Origin of the sequence: Thermobifida halotolerans (assembly GCF_003574835.2) — a bacterium.
Taxonomy (GTDB): domain Bacteria; phylum Actinomycetota; class Actinomycetes; order Streptosporangiales; family Streptosporangiaceae; genus Thermobifida; species Thermobifida halotolerans.
Window position 1 is genome coordinate 2,663,014 of the sequence record NZ_CP063196.1, and the last position, 18,741, is coordinate 2,681,754.

Below are 18,741 nucleotides of genomic sequence, written 5' to 3' on the forward strand. Positions count from 1 at the left end.
AGCGTCCGGCCCGACCGTTACCTACCCGGTCCCGGGAGGTCGCACAAGGGTGTGGGCCCCGCCGCGAGAATGTCCGCCGATCGGGTATCACTCCACGGTGAACGGCGGTTGTCCGACGAGAGACGGGTGGTGACCGGTTGAGATCCGAAACGGTGACATCCCTGGCGCAGGCGGCGCGGCTCCGGCCCCCGCTGGCCGGAGGAGTGCGCGTGGTGGCGATCGAGGGGCGCTCGGGCGCGGGCACGACGGTCCTGGCCGACGCGCTCGCCGCCGAGACCGGTTGGCCGGTGTTCCACATGGACGAGGTGTGTTCGGAGCGGACCGGACCGGCCGCGTCGGTCGAACTGCTGGCCCTCTGGGTGGTCATGCCGCTGCTGAACGGCGCCGACCCGCGGTGGCGGCGCTACGACCGGAAGCTCGGCCGCCCCGCCGAGTGGCACAGCATCCCCGTGGTCGACGGCCTGATCGTCGAGGGCTGCGGCTGCGGCGCGGCCGAGATCCGCCCCTACCTGTCCACCCTGGTGTGGGTCGACACCCCCGACGGGGTGCGCCACCAGTGTCCGGACGCCCAGGACGACGCGGCCGGCCACGCACCCCACCGCGCCACCCGGGCCCGGCAGGAGGAGAGCTTCTACGCCGAGCACTCCCCCTGGGAATACGCCGACGTGGTGGTTGACGGCGCCGCACTCCGCCGGTCCCTCCGCAACGCCGGAGAGTAATTAGGCTAGGCTCACCTTGCTTCCACTGGAAGGGCTTCTATATAGTCAGCCCCGGAAGCCATCCATCATCACCATCCAATTATTACTCCCTGGCCTTCCCATGCCCTCACCAAGGGGTGTTTAGGGAAGCCTGACCTCATTAGGTGGGAGTCCACCCCCCAGAAAGAGCGTTGCCATGCCACAGCTTCGTCCCCGCGCCCTCCTGGCCGCGGCACTGCTCCCGGCCGTGCTCGCCCTCTCCGCCTGCGGGACCTCCGAATCCGCCGAGACCGACCAGGAGAGCTCCGGCGGCGAGGAGATCACGGTCACCCACGCCCAGGGCGAGACCACGCTCGACGGAGTGCCCGAGAAGGTCGTCGTCTTCGACATGAGCGTGCTGTCCACCCTCGACGAACTCGGTGTCGAACCCGTGGGTGTGCCCGAGATGCAGGACGGCTACCTTCCGGAGGAGCTGGCCCACTACGCCGAGGACGACGTCGCCAAGGTCGGCAGCCTCTTCGAACCCGACTACGAGGCCGTCAACGCCCTGGAACCGGACCTGATCATCGTCGCCGCACGTTCGGCCGCGGTCTACCCGGAGCTGTCGGAGATCGCCCCCACGATCGACATGACGATCGACAACGCCGACTTCCTGAACAGCTTCGAAGAGCGCACGATGGCGCTGGCGAGCATCTTCGGCAAGGAGGCCGAGGTCACCGAGCGCATCGACGCGATCAAGGCCGACATCGCCGAGGTCTCCGAGAACGCCTCCGACGCGGGCAGGGCGCTGATCCTGCGCGTCGAGGGCGCCGAGGCCACCGCCTACGGCCCCGGCTCGCGCTACGGCATCATCCACGACCCGCTCGGCGTCCCCGCGGTCGAGGACGACTTCGCCACCGACGCCCGGCACGGTGACGCCGTCTCCTTCGAGTTCATCGCCGAGGCCAACCCCGACATCATGTTCGTCCAGGACCGCGAGGCCCCCGTCGGCGACACCAGCGGTCCCAACGCCACCGCCGTCCTCGACAACGACCTGGTCAACAGCACCAACGCCGCCAAGAACGACAAGATCGTCTACCTGGAGCTGTTCACCTGGTACCTGGCTCCCGGCGCGCTGTCCTCGGTCGAGGCGCAGATCGACACCGTCCGCGAAGCGATCGCCTGATCGGGCTGGCGCCATGTCGGTCACCGAGTCACCGTCCCTCTCCCGCACGGAGAGGCCCGCTCCCGCCCGGGGCGGGCGGACCAACCGGTCCGCCCGCCCCCCGCGGCGTCTCCGGACCCGGGGCGAGATCCGCGTCTGGCACCTCCTCGTCAGCGCGGTCGTCCTCGCACTGCTGGCACTGGGCTCGCTGTTCGTCGGAGTCAGCGACATCACCCCGACGGACCTGGTCACCGGCGACCCCGACAAGGTCCGCGTCTTCCTCGTCTCCCGGGTGCCGCGGATGGCCGCCATCCTGCTGGCCGGAATGGCGATGAGCGTCGCCGGACTGATCATGCAGCACCTGACCCGCAACCGGTTCGTCTCCCCGTCCACCGCGGGCACCGTCGAGTCGGCCATGCTCGGCGTCCTGGTCGCCATCATCTTCTTCGGCTCGCAGTCGGTGATGGCGAAGATGGGCATCGCGGTCGTCTTCGCCCTGGCCGGAACGTTCGTCTTCCTGCAGTTGATCCGCCGCACCACCTTCCGCGACATGATCGTGGTGCCGCTCGTCGGCATCATGTTCGGCGGCGTGATCCAGGCGGTCACCACGTTCTTCGCCTACCGGATGGAGCTGTTGCAGTCACTGGACACCTGGTCCAACGGCGACTTCTCCGGAATCCTCAGCGGGCGCTACGAACTCCTCTACCTCGTCCTGGGCGCGCTTGCCATCGGCTACGTCTTCGCCGACCGGTTCACCGTGGCGGGCATGGGCGAGGAGTTCGCCCTCAACCTGGGCGTGTCCTACACCAGGGTGGTGAACGCGGGACTGGCGATCATCGCGGTGATCACCGCCGTGGTGGTGGTCGTGGTCGGCGCGATCCCCTTCCTCGGTCTCATCGTCCCCAACATCGTCACCATGGCCCTGGGCGACAACCTGCGCCGGGTGCTGCCCGTGACCGCGCTGGGCGGCGCGGCGTTCGTCCTGGTCTGCGACGTCATCGGACGCACCGTCCGCTACCCCTACGAGATCCCCGTGGGCACCGTGGTGAGCGTGGTGGGCAGCGTCGTGTTCATCGCGCTGATCCTCAACAGCCGCAGGAAAGCCGTCTGACATGACCACTTCCCCCGCCGCCGTCTCCCCCGCCGCCGCGTCCACGGCCCACGAGGCCGCGCAGTTGCGCCGTCGCCGCGTCGTCCTGACCGTGCTGGCGCTGCTCGCGGCGGCGTCCGTGGTCGGCTACCTCACCGTCGACGTGGTCGGGTCCTGGACGTTCGTGCTGAAACTGCGCTCCACCCAGGTGGCCGCCCTGGTCCTGGTGGGCACGGCCATCGCCTACTCCACCGTGCTGTTCCAGACGGTGACCGGCAACCGCATCCTGACGCCGTCCGTCATGGGCTTCGACTCGCTGTTCGTGCTCATCCAGACGGTGATCGTGTTCCTGTTCGGCGCGGACATGCTCGCCCAGACCGACGCCCGGTTGAAGTTCGGGTTCGAGATCGCGGTGATGGTGGCGTTCTCCGTGCTGCTGTTCCGCCTGCTGTTCCGGCGCGGCTCCCACGACCTGTACGTCATGGTGCTGGTCGGCATCGTCCTGGGCACCCTGTTCTCGGGGCTGTCCACCTTCGTGTCCCGCCTGATCGACCCCAACGAGTACCTCACCCTGCAGGACGTCATGTTCGCCTCGTTCAACTCGGTGAACGAGGAGCTGCTGGCGGTGTCGGCGGTGCTCGTTGTCGCGGTCATGGCCTACGGGGTGCGCCTGCTGCGCAGACTCGACGTGGTGGCGCTGGGCCGCGACCACGCGGTCAACCTGGGGGTCAACCACCGCTCGGTGGTCAACCAGGCGCTGGTGGCGGTCGCCCTGCTGGTGTCGGTGTCCACCGCGCTGGTGGGCCCCATCACCTTCCTGGGACTGCTGGTGGCGAACCTGGCCCGGCAGCTCACCCGCACCTTCGTCCACCGCTGGACGATTCCCGCCGCCGCGCTGGTCGCGGTGATCGCACTGGTCGGCGGCCAACTCGTCCTGGCCCGGATGTTCGACTTCACCACCAGTCTGAGCGTGATCATCAACTTCGTCGGCGGCAGCTACTTCATTCTGCTGCTCCTCAGGGAGTCGCGATCGTGATCGAGATCCGCAACGTCACCAAGTCCTACGGCCCCGCCACCGTGGTCGACGACGTCTCGCTGACCATTCCCCAGGGCGGCATCACCTCGATCATCGGGGCCAACGGGGCGGGCAAGTCCACCCTGCTGTCGATCGTCGGCCGCCTGCTGGAGGCCGACTCCGGAACGGTCCTGGTGGACGGCATGGACGTGCGCACCACCCCGGGGCCCGTGCTGGCCAAGCGGCTGTCGGTGCTGCGCCAGGAGAACCACCTGCCCGTCCGGCTGACCGTGCGCGAACTGGTGTCCTTCGGCCGGTTCCCCCACTCGGGCGGCAGGTTGACCGCGGTCGACCGGGAGCACGTCGACCGCGCCATCGAGCACTTCGAACTGGCCGACTTCACCCACCGCCACCTGGACCAGTTGTCGGGCGGGCAGCGCCAACGCGCCTACGTGGCGATGGTCCTGTGCCAGGACACCGACTACGTGCTGCTGGACGAGCCACTGAACAACCTGGACATGCGGCACTCCGCGCAGATGATGCGGCTGCTGCGGAGCATGGCGGACGACACCGGCAAGACCATCGTGCTGGTGGTGCACGACGTCAACTTCGCCGCCGCCCACTCCGACCGGATCGTGGCGATGCGGCGGGGCCGCGTCGTCGCCGAGGGCGACGTGGCGACCATGATGTCGCCCGCCGTGCTGGAAGAGGTCTTCGACATGGAGATCGACGTCCACGATCTGGGTGGGCAACGGGTGGCCACCTACTTCCGCTGACCCAACCCCCGGGGCGGGGCCTGTGGCGTCCCCGGCCCCGGGGGTTCCGCCGGGCGTGGCAGCGCCGCCACGGTCAGCAGGAGAAGATCCGGTAGCTCTCCGCGTCGTTGTCGAATCCGACCTGCTCCAGGTTGGAGATCTCCCGGACGTTCTTGTCGATCCGGTAGGAGTTTCCGGTGTGGTCGTCGTTGGCGTAGAGGCGGACGCACTTTCCGGTGTAGTTCTTCACCGAGCTGATCTCGTTGTCACCGTCCCATCCGTCGATCTGGTAGTACCCCGACGTCTTGTACTGCTTGACGTAGAGGGAGCCGTTGTATCCGGGGTCCTCCCACATGCACACGTAGTTGTTCGGGCAGGACTGCCCGGCGTGGGCGGGCAGCGCCGTGGCCACCGCCCCCGCGGGCACCAGCAGGGCGGCGGCCGCCGCGCAGAGCCCCCGCCGCACCGATTCACGCGCCATGAACATCGCCTTTCCCTCGGGTCGAGAAACCGCCTCCGGTCTCTCCCGAAAAGGGGATGTCCACTTTCCGGGGAACGCCAAACACAATCGTGTCGGTCAGGAGAGTGAAAAACCCGGGGAAAGGAAACCGAAAAGCCGCCCGGCGTCCGGGGCGTACAGAACACCAGGAATCCGGAGAAATCACGGAGAAAGGAGGGGGGTTCTGGGGCGAAGCGCACGGTTCTCCGTTGTTCCCCCGAATTCGTCTTCCGCCCTCCGAAACGGAGAGAGGCCCGCGGAGGCTTTTCGGACCGCGGCGACTTTCGGTTACCGGAACCGGACCAACCGTGCCCGACCTCCCTGTTGGCCCGATCCGGCGCTCTACCCGCCAGTGCGCTATGTCATGATTCCAGGGCTTTCTCCACATTCATTCCTGGAGTTTCAGTGACGTTCCCTCCCCCGCTTCCCCCACCCCCCGCACTCACCGCCGCCCGGGTCGCCAGCCGCACCGTCGGCATCGTGGTCCTCGCCGTCACCCTCCTCGGCGGCGTCCTGCTGCTGCCCGTGTCGATGGCGACCGGGATGCAGCTCGGCAGCTGCGTCGAGGGCACGGACGCCGCGCCCGGATGCACCAGCGCGTTCCTGGGGCTGCTCGGCTTCGCGCTGCCGTGGATCGGCTGGCTGCTCGGCGTCTTCGGCGCCCTGGCCCTGTTCGTCGCCGCGTGGCGGCGCCGCCGCCGCGAGTGGCTGTGGCCCCTGGTCGGCGCGGTCGGCTACACACTCAGCATCCCGCTCGCCCTGGTCGCGCTGTTCGGCCCGGGCGAGGTGCTCGCCACCCTCGGGTAGCCGCGAGGCCTGCCGGCAAAGGGGACTGCCAAAGGGCCCGCCGCCGTCTCCTGGACGGGGCGGGCCCCTGTGGGTCTCCCCGGGGCCTGTGGGTCCCGGGGGGTTCGTGGGACTACTACTTGCTGATCAACTGGCGCAGCACGTACTGCAGGATGCCGCCGTTGCGGTAGTAGTCGGCCTCACCGGGGGTGTCGATGCGCACCACGGCGTCGAACTCGACCCCGGTGTCGGTGCTGACGTGGACGGTGGCGGGGATGCGCCCCTCGTTCAGCTCGGTCACGCCGGTGATGGAGAAGGTCTCCTCCCCGGTCAGGCCCAGGGAGTCGGCGGAGGCGCCCTCGGGGAACTGCAGCGGCAGCACGCCCATGCCGATCAGGTTCGAGCGGTGGATGCGCTCGAAGGACTCGGCGATGACCGCGCGCACGCCCAGCAGGCGGGTGCCCTTGGCCGCCCAGTCGCGCGAGGACCCGGAGCCGTACTCCTTGCCGCCCAGCACCACCAGCGGGATGTTGTTGGCGGCGTAGTTCTGCGCGGCGTCGTAGATGAAGGTGACCGGTGCGCCCTCCTTGGTGAAGTCGCGGGTGTAGCCGCCCTCGGTGCCCGGAGCGATCTGGTTGCGCAGCCGGATGTTGGCGAAGGTGCCCCGGATCATCACCTCGTGGTTGCCGCGGCGCGAACCGTAGGAGTTGAAGTCCTTGCGCTCCACTCCGTTGGCCCTGAGGTACTCGGCCGCCGGGGTGCCCGGCTTGATGGCGCCCGCGGGCGAGATGTGGTCGGTGGTCACCGAGTCGCCGAGCTTGGCCAGCACCCGGGCCCCGGTGATGTCGCCGACCGGCTCCGGCTGGGCCGCCATGCCCTCGAAGTACGGGGGCTTGCGCACGTAGGTGGACTCCGGGTCCCAGGAGAAGGTGTTTCCGGTGGGCGTGGGCAGCGAGCGCCAGCGCTCGTCACCGGCGAACACGTCGGAGTAGGCCTGCTCGTACATCTCCGCGGCGATCGCGGAGTCGATGACCTCCTGGATCTCCTCCGGCGACGGCCAGATGTCGCGCAGGTAGACCGGTCGGCCGTCGGAGTCGGTGCCCAGCGGCTCGTTGTCGAGGTCGATGTCCATGGTCCCGGCCAGCGCGTAGGCCACCACCAGCGGCGGCGAGGCCAGGTAGTTCATCTTGACGTCGGGGTTGATCCGGCCCTCGAAGTTGCGGTTGCCGGACAGCACCGCGGTGACCGCCAGGTCGTTGTCGTTGACGGCCCTGGAGATCTCCTCCGGCAGCGGACCGGAGTTGCCGATGCAGGTGGTGCAGCCGTAGCCGACCAGGTTGAAGCCCAGCTTGTCGAGGTACGGGGTCAGGCCGGCGCGCTCGTAGTAGTCGGTGACGACCTTGGAGCCGGGAGCCAGCGTGGTCTTCACCCACGGCTTGCGGTTCAGGCCCCTCTCCACCGCCTTCTTGGCCAGCATGGCCGCGCCCAGCATGACCGAGGGGTTGGAGGTGTTGGTGCAGGAGGTGATGGCCGCGATCACCACCGCACCGTGGTCGATCTCGGTCTCGGTGCCGTCGGCCAGGGTGACCTTGACCGGGTTGTGCGGGCGCTCCGCCGAGGCCGCGACGGTGTGGGGGTCCGCACCGCGCTCGGCCCGCTCGACCTCTCCGGCCGACCGGCCCGCACCGGCCTGCACGGCCGGGGAGTCGGAGGCGGGGAACGACAGGGCCGAGGCCCGGTCCACGCTGTTGTGGATGCCGTCGTCGTGCACGTAGTCGTACACGTCCCTGCGCCAGGTCGGCTTGGCCTCCGACAGGGCGATGCGGTCCTGCGGACGCTTGGGACCGGCGATGGACGGCACCACGTCGGCCAGGTCGAGCTCCAGGTACTCGGAGTACTCCGGCTCCACCGACGGGTCGTGCCACAGGCCCTGCGTCTTGGTGTAGGCCTCGACCAGGGCGGTCTGGGCCTCGCTGCGGCCGGTCAGCCGCATGTAGCGGATGGTCTCGTCGTCGATCGGGAAGATCGCGGCGGTGGAGCCGAACTCGGGGCTCATGTTGCCGATGGTGGCGCGGTTGGCCAGCGGCACCGAGGCCACACCCTCGCCGTAGAACTCGACGAACTTGCCGACGACGCCGTGCTTGCGCAGCATCTCGGTGATGGTGAGCACCAGGTCGGTGGCGGTGGTGCCGGGGGGCAGCTCCCCGGTGAGCTTGAAGCCGACGACCCGCGGGATGAGCATGGAGATCGGCTGGCCGAGCATGGCCGCCTCTGCCTCGATGCCGCCCACTCCCCAGCCCAGGATGCCCAGACCGTTCTGCATGGTGGTGTGGGAGTCGGTGCCCACGCAGGTGTCGGGGTAGGCCTGGCCGTCGCGGATCATGGTGACACGCGCCAGGTGCTCGATGTTGGCCTGGTGCACGATGCCGGTGCCGGGCGGGACCACCTTGAACTCGTCGAAGGCGGTCTGGCCCCAGCGCAGGAACTGGTAGCGCTCGCGGTTGCGCTCGTACTCGAGCTCGACGTTGCGCTCGAAGGCGTCGGGCCGCCCGAACACGTCAGCGATCACCGAGTGGTCGATGACCAGTTCGGCGGGGGCCAGCGGGTTGATCTTGGCCGGGTCGCCGCCCAGGTCGCCCACTGCCTCGCGCATGGTGGCCAGGTCGACGACGCAGGGAACACCGGTGAAGTCCTGCATGATCACCCGGGCGGGGGTGAACTGGATCTCCTGGCTGGGCTCGGCCTTGGAGTCCCAGTCGGCCAGCGCACGGATGTGGTCGGCGGTGACGTTCACGCCGTCCTCGGTGCGCAGCAGGTTCTCCAGCAGCACCTTCAGGCTGTAGGGAAGCCGCTTGGCGCCTTCGACGGCGTCCAAACGGAAGATCTCGTACGACTCGTCGCCGACACGGAGCGTGTCACGGCTGCCGAAGCTGTTCGCCGACACGGTTGTTCGCCTCCTGGTCTCGCCACTTTTTCCCAAGCATCCTGCCCTAGCGGCACAGCCGGGGCGTCACTGAGGCTGTCCTTACAAGATCACTCCCCAGCCGGGACGGCGGTTCCCGTGCCGCGCGGGGCAACGGGGCCCACCCGTGCCGACGGCCTGGGTCCCGCCTCCGGAAGTGCCGAGCCCCGGTCCTGCGGCGACAGGGCAGGACCGCCGGTGGCGGTGAACCTCACATGCCCAGTGATTCGCTCGCGCTGTTATCTCGACATCAAGGTATCGGACACGTATCTCGACATCAAGCTACTAGCCAGTAATGCTTGTCTCTCAACGCCTCCCCTACCCGTCTGAGCGGCGGGAACACTCGCCGGAACGGGTGCTCCCGCCGCTGCCGCTCAGTCCAGTTGGGAGGCCACCTTGTCGGCGATCAGTTCCAGGTGGTCGAGGTCCGACAGGTCCAGGACCTGGAGGTACAGCCGCTCCGCGCCGATCTCGGCGAAGCGCCCGATCTTGTCGACGACCTCGCCGGGACTGCCCGCCAGACCGTTGACCCTGAGCTCGGGCACCTCCCGGCCGATCGCGGCGGCGCGGCGGGCCACCTCGGCCTCGTCGCGCCCCACGCACACCACCTGGGCCGCGGAGTAGACCATGGGCCTGGTGCGGCCCGCCTCCTCCACGGCGGCACGGGTGCGGTCGAAGGCCGCCCCGGTGTCCTCCAGCACGTTGAAGGGGACGTTGTACTCGTCGGCGTAGGCCGCGGCCAGCCGGGGCGTACGCCTGCGTCCCGTGCCGCCGACGAGAACGGGCGGACGCGGCGACTGGGCGGGCTTGGGCAGCGCCGGGCTGTTCTCGAAGCGGTAGTGCCTGCCCCGGTAGTCGAACGTCTCCCCGGCCGGGGTCTCCCACAGGCCGACGATGGCCGCCAACTGCTCCTCGAAGCGGTCGAAGCGCTCACGGGCGTCGGTCGGGAACGGCAGTCCGTAGGCGGTGTGCTCGGCCTCGAACCAGCCCGCGCCGAACCCGAACTCCACCCGGCCCCCGCTCATCTGGTCCACCTGGGCGACGCTGATCGCCAGCGGCCCGGGCGCGCGGAACGTGGCCGCGGTCATGAGCGTGCCCAGCCGGATCCGGGAGGTCTCGCGGGCCAGCCCGGCCAGGGTGATCCAGGCGTCGGTGGGACCCGGCAGGCCGGTGACGTTCCCCATCTTCAGGTAGTGGTCGGAGCGGAAGAAGGCGTCGAACCCGAGGTCCTCGGCGGCCCTGGCCACCGTCAGGAGGGTGTCGTAGGTCGCGCCCTGCTGGGGTTCGGTGAAGATCCTCAGTCGCATGCCCCCATTGTCCCGCCCGGCGCGCCGGTTCCGCGCCACCGGCGCCGTTCCGGCGCGCCCCCGGACCGGTACCTCAGGCGCGGACCAGGACGGCCAGGCACTCCACGTGGTGGGTCATGGGGAAGGCGTCGAAGGCGCGCAGCCCGTCGAGTCGGTAGCCGCGCTCCGCGAGGGCCGAGAGGTCGCGGGCGAGGGTGGCGGGATCGCAGGAGACGTAGGCGATCCGCTGCGGGCGCAGCGCCGCCAGGGACTCCACCGCCTCGGCTCCCATGCCCGCGCGCGGCGGGTCCGCCACGGCCAGGTCGACGCGCAGGTCGACCCACTGGCGCAGGCGCGCGGCCACGTCCCCCTGCTCGATGCGGACCTGCGGCAGGTCGCGCAGGTTGGACCGGGCGTCGCGGACCGCGTCGGCTCCGCCCTCGACCCCGAACACCCGCCCCTCCTCGCCGACCGCGGCGCCGAGGGCGCCCGCGAACAGCCCGACACCGCAGTACAGGTCCAGGGCGGTCTGGCCGGGCTTGGGCTCCAACGCCTCGAGCACCGCGTCGGTGAGGACCTCGGCCGCGGCCGGATGGACCTGCCAGAACGCTCCCGCGCTGACCCGCCAGCGGCGTCCGGCGGCGGTCTCGGTGACACCGCGCCGACCGTGGACCGCCTGGATCCGGCCGCCCCGGAAGCGGCGCAGCACCGCGGCCGGTCCCCCCAGTTCGGGGAGTTCGGGCAGCCTGGCCGCCGTGGGGGTGACGACGACGGCCGCGTCGCCGGTGCCGGCCGAGGTCACCGCCTCGACCTCGGCCACGTTCCGCCAGCGGCGCCGGGGCAACTCCAGCAGGTTGACCCCCGGGGAGGCGATGGGGCAGTCGTCGACGGGCTCGACGGTGTGGGAGCGGTGCCTGCGCAGGCCCGCCGTCCCCTCGGCGTCGACCGCGAACCGCACCCGGGTGCGCCAGCCCAGTCCGTCGGGGGTGCCGGGAAGCTCCTCGACGCGCACCTCGTGCTCGATCCCGGCGATCCGGCTCAACTGTTCGGAGACCACCCGCGCCTTGATGCGCCGCTGCGCCTCCAGGGAGGCGTGCTGCCAGTCGCAGCCCCCGCACCTCCCGGGACCGGCGAACCGGCACGGCGGCTCCACCCGGTCGGGCGAGGCCTCCAGGACCTCCACGGCGTCGGCGCGCAGGAAGCGCCTGGTCTCCTCGGTCACCAGGGCGCGCACCAACTCTCCCGGCAGGGCGTGGCGCACGAACACGACCTGGCCCTCGTGGCGTCCGACGCACCATCCTCCGTGCGCCACACCGTCGAGGCGCACCTCGACGCGGGTTCCGAGCCGACTCATGGGCAACGACCTTTCGGGTGGACGAGGCGGTCGGGCACCGCGCCGGTCGCGGCCACCGCCCCTGTCGACCACTGTAGTCGGGCCCGGGCACGCCCAATCCCCACCGAACGGGACGCGGCCCCGCCGATGCCGCGAAATGTGGTTGGGTATATCCAGCCCAGGCCACGTCGGCGATGGCGTGGCCGCCACCACCGAGGCACACCGGGAGCGGACGCGACGTGCACATCGTCATCTTGGGCTGCGGACGGGTGGGCTCCACCCTCGCGCACACGCTGGAGGACTCGGGCCACACGGTCGCGGTGATCGACCGCGCTCCCGAGGCGTTTCGCAGGCTGCGCTCGGCCACCGCCAAGCACGCGGTCACCGGTCTGGGCCACGACCGCGAGGTGCTCGTCCGCGCGGGTATCGAGACCGCGCACGCGTTCGCCGCGGTCAGCAGCGGCGACAACTCCAACATCATCGCCGCGCGGGTGGCCCGTGAGACGTTCGGGGTGCGCAACGTGGTGGCGCGCATCTACGACCCGCGCCGCGCCGAGGTCTACCAGCGGCTGGGCATCCCCACCGTGGCCACGGTGCGCTGGACCGCCGACATGGTCCTGCGCCACCTGGTGCCGGGGGACGAGTACCTGGGCACCGGGCCGCTGTGGCGGGATCCCTCGGGGACACTGGTCATGACGGAGGCGGTGGTGGGCGCGGCGTGGTCGCAGCAGCGCGTCGACCAGGTCGAGTCCGCCCTGGGAGTGCGGGTGACCCACCTGAGCCGGGGCGGGGAGATCCACCTGGCCCGCTCGGATCTGCGCCTGTGGCCGGGGGACGTGCTGCACGTGGTCTCGGCCGCGGACGCGACCGAGGAGGCGGCGCGGCGGATCAGCGCGGACGGGGGTGAGCGGTGATGCGGGTGGCGATCGCGGGAGCCGGCGCGGTGGGGCGTTCCATCGCCGCCGAACTGCTCGGCAGCGGGCACGAGGTACTGCTCATCGACCGCGACTCCCGCGCCATCGACGTGCACGCGCTGACCGACGCCGAGTGGCTGCTGGCCGACGCCTGTGAGGTCAGCTCTCTGGAGAACGCCCGGTTGGACGAGTTCGACGCGGTGGTCGCCGCCACCTCCGACGACAAGGTCAACCTGGTGGTGTCGTTGCTGGCCAAGCGGGAGTTCGGGGTGCGCCGCGTGGTCGCGCGGGTCAACGATCCCCGCGACGAGTGGCTGTTCACCGACGCCTGGGGCGTGGACGTGGCGGTCTCGCCGCCGCGGCTGCTGGCGGCACTGGTGGACGACGACGAGGACGCCGAACTGGGTCGGGCGGGCGAGACGGCGGCCCTGGTCTCCCTGGGCGGGGCCGACCTGCTGGAGTCGGCGCTGACCGAGGAGTCGCCGTTTCGGGGGCGCACCGTCGACGAGCTGCACGCCGCGCTGCCCGAGGGCGTGGTGCTGGTCGCGGTGGTGCAGTCCGGTCAGGCGCGCGCCCCGCTGCCGGGGACCGCGCTCGCGGCGGGGGACGTCGTGGTCCTGCTCAGCAGCGCCCGAAGCGACGACGAACTGCACGCGGTGCTGAGCGGCGCCTCCTGACCCCGCGGCCCGGACCACACCGCGGGAGCGGAATAGTCCACCGCTCGACGGAGTTCCGCATGAAAGTTGAAAATTGTAATTCTTCCTGATCAGGATCTTCGAGGGAGCGGACATGCAGTTCGGGATCTTCACCGTCGGCGACGTCACCACGGACCCGACCACCGGGCGCACCCCGACCGAGGCCGAGCGGATCAAGGCGATGGTCACGATCGCGCTGAAGGCCGAGGAGGTCGGACTGGACGTCTTCGCCACCGGCGAGCACCACAACCCGCCGTTCGTGCCCTCCTCCCCCACGACCATGCTCGGCTACGTCGCGGCCCGCACCGAGCGCGTCGTGCTGTCCACCGCCACCACCCTGATCACCACCAACGATCCGGTGAAGATCGCCGAGGACTTCGCGATGCTGCAGCACCTGGCCGACGGGCGGGTCGACCTCATGATGGGCCGCGGCAACACCGGACCGGTCTACCCCTGGTTCGGCAAGGACATCCGCCAGGGCATCCCGCTGGCCATCGAGAACTACCACCTGCTGCACCGGCTGTGGCGCGAGGACGTCGTGGACTGGCAGGGCAAGTTCCGCACCCCGCTGCAGTCGTTCACCTCCACCCCGCGCCCCCTCGACGGGATTCCGCCGTTCGTGTGGCACGGCTCCATCCGCAGCCCGGAGATCGCCGAGCAGGCCGCCTACTACGGCGACGGCTTCTTCGCCAACAACATCTTCTGGCCCAAGGAGCACTTCCAGCGCCTGATCGACCTGTACCGCAGGCGTTACGAGCACTACGGCCACGGATCGGCCGACCAGGCGATCGTCGGCCTGGGCGGGCAGGTGTTCATGCGCGCCAACTCCCAGGACGCGGTACGGGAGTTTCGCCCCTACTTCGACAACGCGCCCGTCTACGGCCACGGCCCCTCCCTGGAGGAGTTCATGGAGCAGACGCCGCTGACGGTCGGCAGCCCGCAGCAGGTGATCGACCGGACCCTGCAGTTCCGCGAGTACTTCGGCGACTACCAGCGCCAACTGTTCCTCATGGACCACGCGGGCCTGCCGCTCAAGACCGTGCTGGAGCAGCTCGACCTCCTCGGCGAGCAGGTCGTGCCGGTGCTGCGCAGGGAGTTCGCCGCGCTGAAACCCGCCCACGTGCCCGAAGCCCCCACCCACGCCAGCCTCCGCGCGGCCGCCGAGGAGGCCCGCCGGACCGAGCGAACGGAGGTGCCCCGTTGACCTCACGCACCCTGACCGTGGTCTCCGCCGGACTGGGCCGACCCTCCTCCACCAGGCTGCTGGCCGACCGGCTCGCCGCGGCGACCGAACGCTCCCTGGCCGAGCGGGGAACCACCGCGGACACCGGCGTGGTCGAACTGCGCGACCACGCCCACGACCTGACCAACGCGCTGCTCACCGGCGTACCCACCGGCGGCCTGCGCGAGGTGCTGGACCGCGTGGCCGACACCGACGGGCTGATCGCGGTGACCCCGGTCTTCACCGCCTCCTACAGCGGCCTGTTCAAGACGTTCTTCGACGTGCTGGAACCCGACACCCTGACAGGGACGCCCGTGCTGGTCGGGGCCACCGGCGGCACGCCGCGCCACTCGCTGGTCCTCGACCACGCCCTGCGGCCACTCTTCGCCCACCTGCGCTCCGTCACCGTGCCGACCGGCGTCTACGCCGCCTCCGAGGACTGGGCGGGCGGTGGCGAGCGGTCGCTCACCGACCGGATCGACCGCGCCGCCGACGAACTCGCCGCCCTGGTCGGCGGCCGCTCCCCGAAGCGGCGGACCGATCCCTACGACAACCCGACCCCCTTCGAGGACCTGCTGTCGGACCTGTGACCGCTCCCGGTACCGGCGGGGTGTCCGCGCGGACGCCCCGCCGGGGTCACTCCTGGGGACGCGGCCGCGCGGTCGGTTCGGCGGCCTCAGCGGCCTCGGCGTCCGGACCGGTCGCGGTGGCCGCCAGCGGGGTGCGGCCCACCGCCAGCAGCCACACCATGGCGGCCAGCGCGGCCACCTGGACCGGCCAGCCCATGAGGATCTTCGACACGCCCAGCCAGCCGACCATGCCCGCCGCCCACAGCGGGTACTGCACCGCGACCCGCACCACGCACGGCAGCACCAGGAGCCAGGTCAGCCGGGAGCTGAGCCGGACCACGGCCGGATTGTCGCGCCAACCGGTGGGGTCCCCGGTGACCGCGCCGATGAGCAGCCCCATCGCGGGCCAGCGGACGAGGATGGACAGCGTCAGCACCAGCGCGTAGACGCTGTTGTAGATGATGCCCGGCAGGAACGCGTCCTCGGCCTGGCCGCTGCGCAGCGCGAAGAACGCGGCGATGGCGATGCCGAACAGGCTGTTGACCACGTACTGCACCGAGGAGCGCTGGACCAGCCGGACCACGGCGAGCACCACCGCCGCGGCGCCGCCCAGGGCCAGTCCCAGCCGCAGCGGGTCCAGTCCGGCGACCTGCCACCCGTAGTGGTTGCCGATCAGGTAGGTGCAGGTGAAGAAGACGGTGGGCACCGCCGCCTCGACCATGCCGCGCTTACCGCCCAGGGCTTTGGCCAACTGGCCGCGCACAACCTCCTCGACGGTGTGTTCGGAGACCTCGGCCTGGCGCTGGTCGGTCATGTCACTCCCGGACGACGTAGCTGCGGACACGCTGGCGACCCGTCCACGAGGCCGCTCTTTTCAGGGTAGTCTCCCCACCGCCCGCACGGAGGCGGCCACGCGCCGTCGCCCTCCTCCGCCGACGGCCGCGCACCCGCCGGTCGCGGACTCCTCACCGACGCGGCCGGCCGCGGGGCATAGGCTCGCAACCGGAGGTGTGCCCGCTTCTCGGGGAAGGAGCCCCGCCATGCCCAGAGTCGTCCTCCACTCCGACCACGTGGAGTTCGCGCTGCGCCTGCACGCGGCTCTGACCGGCGCCGCACCGGACGGCGGCCCGGGGGTGGTGTGGTCGCCCTACTCGGTGGCCTGCGCCCTGGGGCTGCTGGCCACGGGGGCCCGGGGCGCCACCCGCGACGAGCTGGCCGCACTGCTGGGCGCGGACCTGGACGGCATGCTCGCCGCGCTGGACGAGGCCGTGGCCGACAGCCCCGACCTGGCCTCGCGCACCGCCCTGTGGGTGCGCGCGGACGTCCCCGTCCGCCCCGCGTTCACGGCGGGCCTGCGCGACCGTCCCGACTCCGACGTCCGGGCCGCGGACTTCCGGGGCGACCCCGAGGGGGTACGCGCCGGGGTCAACGCCGACGTCGCCGAGACCACCAGGGGCATGATCCGGGAACTGCTCACGCCGGGAAGCGTCACCGCCGACATGCTGGCGATCCTGGTCAACGCGCTGTGGACAAAGGCGCGCTGGATCACGGAGTTCCAACCGGAACTCACCCGCGACCGCCCCTTCCACGCCCCCGCCGCGACGAGGCGGACCGCACTGATGCACCGCACCGGGGAGATGCCCTACGCCGAGACGGACGGCTGGCGGATGGCGAGCCTGCACGCCCACGACGAACTCGCCGTCGACGTGCTGCTGCCGCCCGAGAGCGCGCCCTCGGCGGCGCTGACCGCCGCGCTGCTCACCGCGCTGTACCGCAGACAGCGGCGCACCCGGGTGGAGTTGGCGCTGCCCCGCTTCGACCTGACCCACCGCCGGGGCCTCACCGAGGTCCTGGCCGCGGCAGGAGTGCGCGCCCTCTTCACCGACGCGGCCGACCTGTCCGGGGTCTCCACCGTGCCGCTGCGCGTGGACGCCGTCGTCCACCAGGCCCGCCTCCGGGTGGACGAGAAGGGCGCCGAGGGAGCCGCCGCGACCGCGATGATGGTGCGGGTCGCCGGAATGGCACCGCGGCCACCGGTCCCCTTCGTCGTGGACCGGCCCTTCCGGGTCGTCGTGCGCCGCCGCGGCGCGATCCTGTTCCTGGGCACGGTCACCGATCCGCACGATCCCGGCCCCGCGCGCTGACCCGGAGCCCGGGCCGCCTCGCCCCCGGGCGGGGCGGTCCGGGGCAGCGGAGCGCCCCGACGGCCTCTCCGGTGTCGTCCACGGCGACCCCGGACAGCGGCGGCGGCCAACCGTCGTGCGCCCGCAGCGGGTCGACCGCTTCCGCCGCGAACGGCCCGCCCCACCCGGGGCGGGCTGACCGGACGGCCGCGACGTCGGCCGGAGTCCCACGCCGGATCGGCATCCGTCCGTTGTCGGACCGCGCACCGCCGGGGACAGCCGGTGGTGTCCCGGAACGCGGAAACGCCGCTACTCCTCGGATTCGTCCCCGGACGCCTCCCCGGGCCCCGCCTGACCGGTCGTCCGCCGCCCCGCCTGACCGGGCGCGGGCCCGGCCTGCTTGGGCAGGGTGAGCTCCAGCAGGTCCCGGGGCGGGATCGGCTGGTGGCCGCGGACCACCACGATCCCGGCGAAGATCTCCTCGATCCGGGCGGCGGCCTCGGGGCGGACCGCGCCCTCGCCGCGGATCACCCCGCGCAGGAACCAGCGGGGCCCGTCCACGCCGATGAACCGCATGGGCTGGGCGAGCTGCTGCCCCTTGTCGTTGGTCTTGCCCGGTACCGGGACGATGGCGCGCACCTCGGGACCGAAGGTTCCGGCGAACTCCTCGCTCCTGCCCCCCGACCTGGCTATCTCGGCGACGACCTCCTCGCGGATCTCCGCCCACAGACCCGTCGTCTTGGGGGCGGCGAACGGCTGGACCTGCACCGCGGTCTTGCCGTTGACGATCGTCACCCCGATGACCTTGTTCTGGTTCTGCTGCTTGGCGACGTTGACCTGCACCTCGATGTCGGGACCGACCGGGACGCGCAGCGCGCCCAGGTCCACGCGCTGGATCTCGGGCGCGTCCTCGGAGGCGTCCCACGGCCCCCGGGCGCGGTACCTGTCGTCCTCCTTGTCCGGCTCGACCACCGGACTGTGCCGGGGCGCGACGGCGGGGGGGATGTCGTCAACGCGGCTCTTGGCCTTCTTCTTGCGTCGGCGTCCGAACACGCCGCAACACCTCTTCCTTGAGTCCCGAAGTCACCCGGAGGCGGTCAGTTCCGCTCCGACGACGCGGCATGGCCTCCGGTGGAACCGAACCCGCCGGTCCCCCGCGGCGAGTCACCGAGTCCGTCCACCTCGACGAAGACCGCGCGCTCCACCCGCTGGATCACCATCTGGGCGATGCGGTCCCCGCGGGCCAGCTTCACCGGCGTGGTGCTGTCCGTGTTGAGCAGCGGCACCATGATCTCGCCCCGGTATCCGGCGTCCACCGTCCCCGGCGCGTTCACCACGGTCAGCCCGCAGCGCGCGGCCAGTCCCGACCTCGGGTGGACAAACGCCGCGTACCCGTCGGGCAGCGCGACGGCCACTCCGGTGCGCACGGTCGCGCGCTCTCCGGGGGCCAGCACCACGTCTTCGGCCGTGACCAGGTCGGCTCCCGCGTCACCCGGGTGGGCGTAGGCGGGCGGCGGCAGCTCGGGGTCGAGCCGCCGGATCTCGACCCGCACCGAACCGGCGTCAGGGGAAAAGTCGCTCACAGCGGCCGAGCCTATCGCGGATGGCGGGGGCGCCCCGCGTGGTGCGGGGCGCCTCGACACGTCACCG

General features: G+C 71.2%; 18 protein-coding genes. 11 read left to right on the forward strand and 7 right to left on the reverse strand.

Annotated features, from left to right (window positions below; genetic code table 11):
• The first annotated feature begins 152 nt into the window (after positions 1-152).
• The 5 genes from NI17_RS11860 (at position 153) to NI17_RS11880 (ending at position 4,723) form a co-directional block, all read left to right on the forward strand.
• The gene (locus tag NI17_RS11860) at positions 153-719 is read left to right on the forward strand and encodes a nucleoside/nucleotide kinase family protein (protein ID WP_234402069.1); all 567 of its coding nucleotides are present in this window, start codon (positions 153-155) and stop codon (positions 717-719) included.
• 175 nt (positions 720-894) lie between these two features.
• Positions 895-1,863 (forward strand): siderophore ABC transporter substrate-binding protein, encoded by a 969-nt coding sequence (locus NI17_RS11865; RefSeq protein WP_068693049.1) that lies wholly within the window; start codon positions 895-897, stop codon positions 1,861-1,863.
• Between the two features lie 13 nt (positions 1,864-1,876).
• Positions 1,877-2,953, forward strand: a complete 1,077-nt coding sequence (locus NI17_RS11870; RefSeq protein ID WP_119267776.1) for an ABC transporter permease — start codon at positions 1,877-1,879, stop codon at positions 2,951-2,953.
• Position 2,954: 1 nt separating this feature from the next.
• Entirely contained in the window at positions 2,955-3,968 is a 1,014-nt protein-coding gene (locus NI17_RS11875; RefSeq protein ID WP_068693050.1) for an iron chelate uptake ABC transporter family permease subunit, read from the forward strand.
• On the forward strand, positions 3,965-4,723 hold the full coding sequence (locus NI17_RS11880; protein WP_068693051.1) for an iron ABC transporter ATP-binding protein: 759 nt from the start codon (positions 3,965-3,967) through the stop codon (positions 4,721-4,723). The genes NI17_RS11875 and NI17_RS11880 overlap by 4 nt, the downstream gene beginning before the upstream one ends.
• Positions 4,724-4,796: 73 nt before the next feature.
• On the opposite strand, the gene NI17_RS11885 is transcribed toward NI17_RS11880, so the two are convergent.
• Entirely contained in the window at positions 4,797-5,183 is a 387-nt protein-coding gene (locus NI17_RS11885; protein ID WP_170163029.1) for a peptidase inhibitor family I36 protein, read from the reverse strand.
• Between the two features lie 423 nt (positions 5,184-5,606).
• Here NI17_RS11885 and NI17_RS11890 point away from each other — a divergent pair, with 423 nt between their 5' ends.
• Positions 5,607-6,008 carry a hypothetical protein gene (locus NI17_RS11890; RefSeq protein WP_119267777.1) on the forward strand — a complete coding sequence of 134 codons (402 nt, stop codon included), beginning with the start codon at positions 5,607-5,609 and terminating at the stop codon, positions 6,006-6,008.
• A gap of 115 nt (positions 6,009-6,123) precedes the next feature.
• Here the strand turns inward: NI17_RS11890 and NI17_RS11895 are convergent, their stop codons facing one another.
• The 3 genes from NI17_RS11895 to NI17_RS11905 form a co-directional block, all read right to left on the reverse strand.
• Positions 6,124-8,931, reverse strand: a complete 2,808-nt coding sequence (locus NI17_RS11895; protein ID WP_068693053.1) for an aconitate hydratase — start codon at positions 8,929-8,931, stop codon at positions 6,124-6,126.
• Positions 8,932-9,323: 392 nt separating this feature from the next.
• On the reverse strand, positions 9,324-10,256 hold the full coding sequence (locus tag NI17_RS11900) for an LLM class F420-dependent oxidoreductase (RefSeq protein ID WP_068693054.1): 933 nt from the start codon (positions 10,254-10,256) through the stop codon (positions 9,324-9,326).
• A 73-nt stretch (positions 10,257-10,329) separates the two neighbouring features.
• Positions 10,330-11,589, reverse strand: coding sequence for a class I SAM-dependent RNA methyltransferase (locus NI17_RS11905; protein ID WP_068693055.1), 1,260 nt, complete (start codon positions 11,587-11,589; stop codon positions 10,330-10,332).
• 218 nt (positions 11,590-11,807) lie between these two features.
• On the opposite strand from NI17_RS11905, the gene NI17_RS11910 reads away from it, so the two are divergent.
• The 4 genes from NI17_RS11910 to NI17_RS11925 all read left to right on the forward strand — a co-directional run bounded on the left by NI17_RS11910 (position 11,808) and on the right by NI17_RS11925 (position 14,989).
• Positions 11,808-12,482 carry a potassium channel family protein gene (locus tag NI17_RS11910; RefSeq protein ID WP_068693056.1) on the forward strand — a complete coding sequence of 225 codons (675 nt, stop codon included), beginning with the start codon at positions 11,808-11,810 and terminating at the stop codon, positions 12,480-12,482.
• Complete coding sequence (locus NI17_RS11915) at positions 12,482-13,159, forward strand: potassium channel family protein (protein WP_068693080.1); 678 nt, start codon at positions 12,482-12,484, stop codon at positions 13,157-13,159. Before NI17_RS11910 ends, NI17_RS11915 begins: the two co-directional genes overlap by 1 nt.
• A 112-nt stretch (positions 13,160-13,271) precedes the next feature.
• Positions 13,272-14,381 (forward strand): LLM class flavin-dependent oxidoreductase, encoded by a 1,110-nt coding sequence (locus tag NI17_RS11920; RefSeq protein ID WP_068693057.1) that lies wholly within the window; start codon positions 13,272-13,274, stop codon positions 14,379-14,381.
• Positions 14,378-14,989 (forward strand): FMN reductase, encoded by a 612-nt coding sequence (locus NI17_RS11925; protein WP_068693058.1) that lies wholly within the window; start codon positions 14,378-14,380, stop codon positions 14,987-14,989. Before NI17_RS11920 ends, NI17_RS11925 begins: the two co-directional genes overlap by 4 nt.
• Positions 14,990-15,035: 46 nt before the next feature.
• On the opposite strand, the gene NI17_RS11930 is transcribed toward NI17_RS11925, so the two are convergent.
• Entirely contained in the window at positions 15,036-15,782 is a 747-nt protein-coding gene (locus NI17_RS11930) for a DUF3159 domain-containing protein (protein ID WP_068693059.1), read from the reverse strand.
• Positions 15,783-16,008: 226 nt separating this feature from the next.
• Here NI17_RS11930 and NI17_RS11935 point away from each other — a divergent pair, with 226 nt between their 5' ends.
• The gene (locus NI17_RS11935) at positions 16,009-17,112 is read left to right on the forward strand and encodes a serpin family protein (RefSeq protein WP_068693060.1); all 1,104 of its coding nucleotides are present in this window, start codon (positions 16,009-16,011) and stop codon (positions 17,110-17,112) included.
• A gap of 288 nt (positions 17,113-17,400) precedes the next feature.
• Here NI17_RS11935 and NI17_RS11940 read toward each other — a convergent pair whose 3' ends face one another.
• Both NI17_RS11940 and dut read right to left on the reverse strand, forming a co-directional pair.
• Positions 17,401-18,144, reverse strand: a complete 744-nt coding sequence (locus NI17_RS11940) for a DUF3710 domain-containing protein (protein ID WP_084012774.1) — start codon at positions 18,142-18,144, stop codon at positions 17,401-17,403.
• 44 nt (positions 18,145-18,188) lie between these two features.
• Positions 18,189-18,674, reverse strand: coding sequence for a dUTP diphosphatase (gene dut / locus NI17_RS11945; protein WP_068693061.1), 486 nt, complete (start codon positions 18,672-18,674; stop codon positions 18,189-18,191).
• Between the last annotated feature and the right edge of the window lie 67 nt (positions 18,675-18,741).

What these genes read in the sequence shown, in the direction of transcription:
- NI17_RS11865 (WP_068693049.1), top strand. Translation starts at nt 895, where the DNA reads ATGCCACAGCTTCGTCCCCGCGCCCTCCTGGCCGCGGCACTGCTCCCG.
- NI17_RS11870 (WP_119267776.1), top strand. Translation starts at nt 1,877, where the DNA reads ATGTCGGTCACCGAGTCACCGTCCCTCTCCCGCACGGAGAGGCCCGCT.
- NI17_RS11875 (WP_068693050.1), top strand. Translation starts at nt 2,955, where the DNA reads ATGACCACTTCCCCCGCCGCCGTCTCCCCCGCCGCCGCGTCCACGGCC.
- NI17_RS11885 (WP_170163029.1), bottom strand. Translation starts at nt 5,183, where the DNA reads ATGGCGCGTGAATCGGTGCGGCGGGGGCTCTGCGCGGCGGCCGCCGCC.
- NI17_RS11900 (WP_068693054.1), bottom strand. Translation starts at nt 10,256, where the DNA reads ATGCGACTGAGGATCTTCACCGAACCCCAGCAGGGCGCGACCTACGAC.
- NI17_RS11905 (WP_068693055.1), bottom strand. Translation starts at nt 11,589, where the DNA reads ATGAGTCGGCTCGGAACCCGCGTCGAGGTGCGCCTCGACGGTGTGGCG.
- NI17_RS11915 (WP_068693080.1), top strand. Translation starts at nt 12,482, where the DNA reads ATGCGGGTGGCGATCGCGGGAGCCGGCGCGGTGGGGCGTTCCATCGCC.
- NI17_RS11920 (WP_068693057.1), top strand. Translation starts at nt 13,272, where the DNA reads ATGCAGTTCGGGATCTTCACCGTCGGCGACGTCACCACGGACCCGACC.
- NI17_RS11930 (WP_068693059.1), bottom strand. Translation starts at nt 15,782, where the DNA reads ATGACCGACCAGCGCCAGGCCGAGGTCTCCGAACACACCGTCGAGGAG.
- NI17_RS11935 (WP_068693060.1), top strand. Translation starts at nt 16,009, where the DNA reads ATGCCCAGAGTCGTCCTCCACTCCGACCACGTGGAGTTCGCGCTGCGC.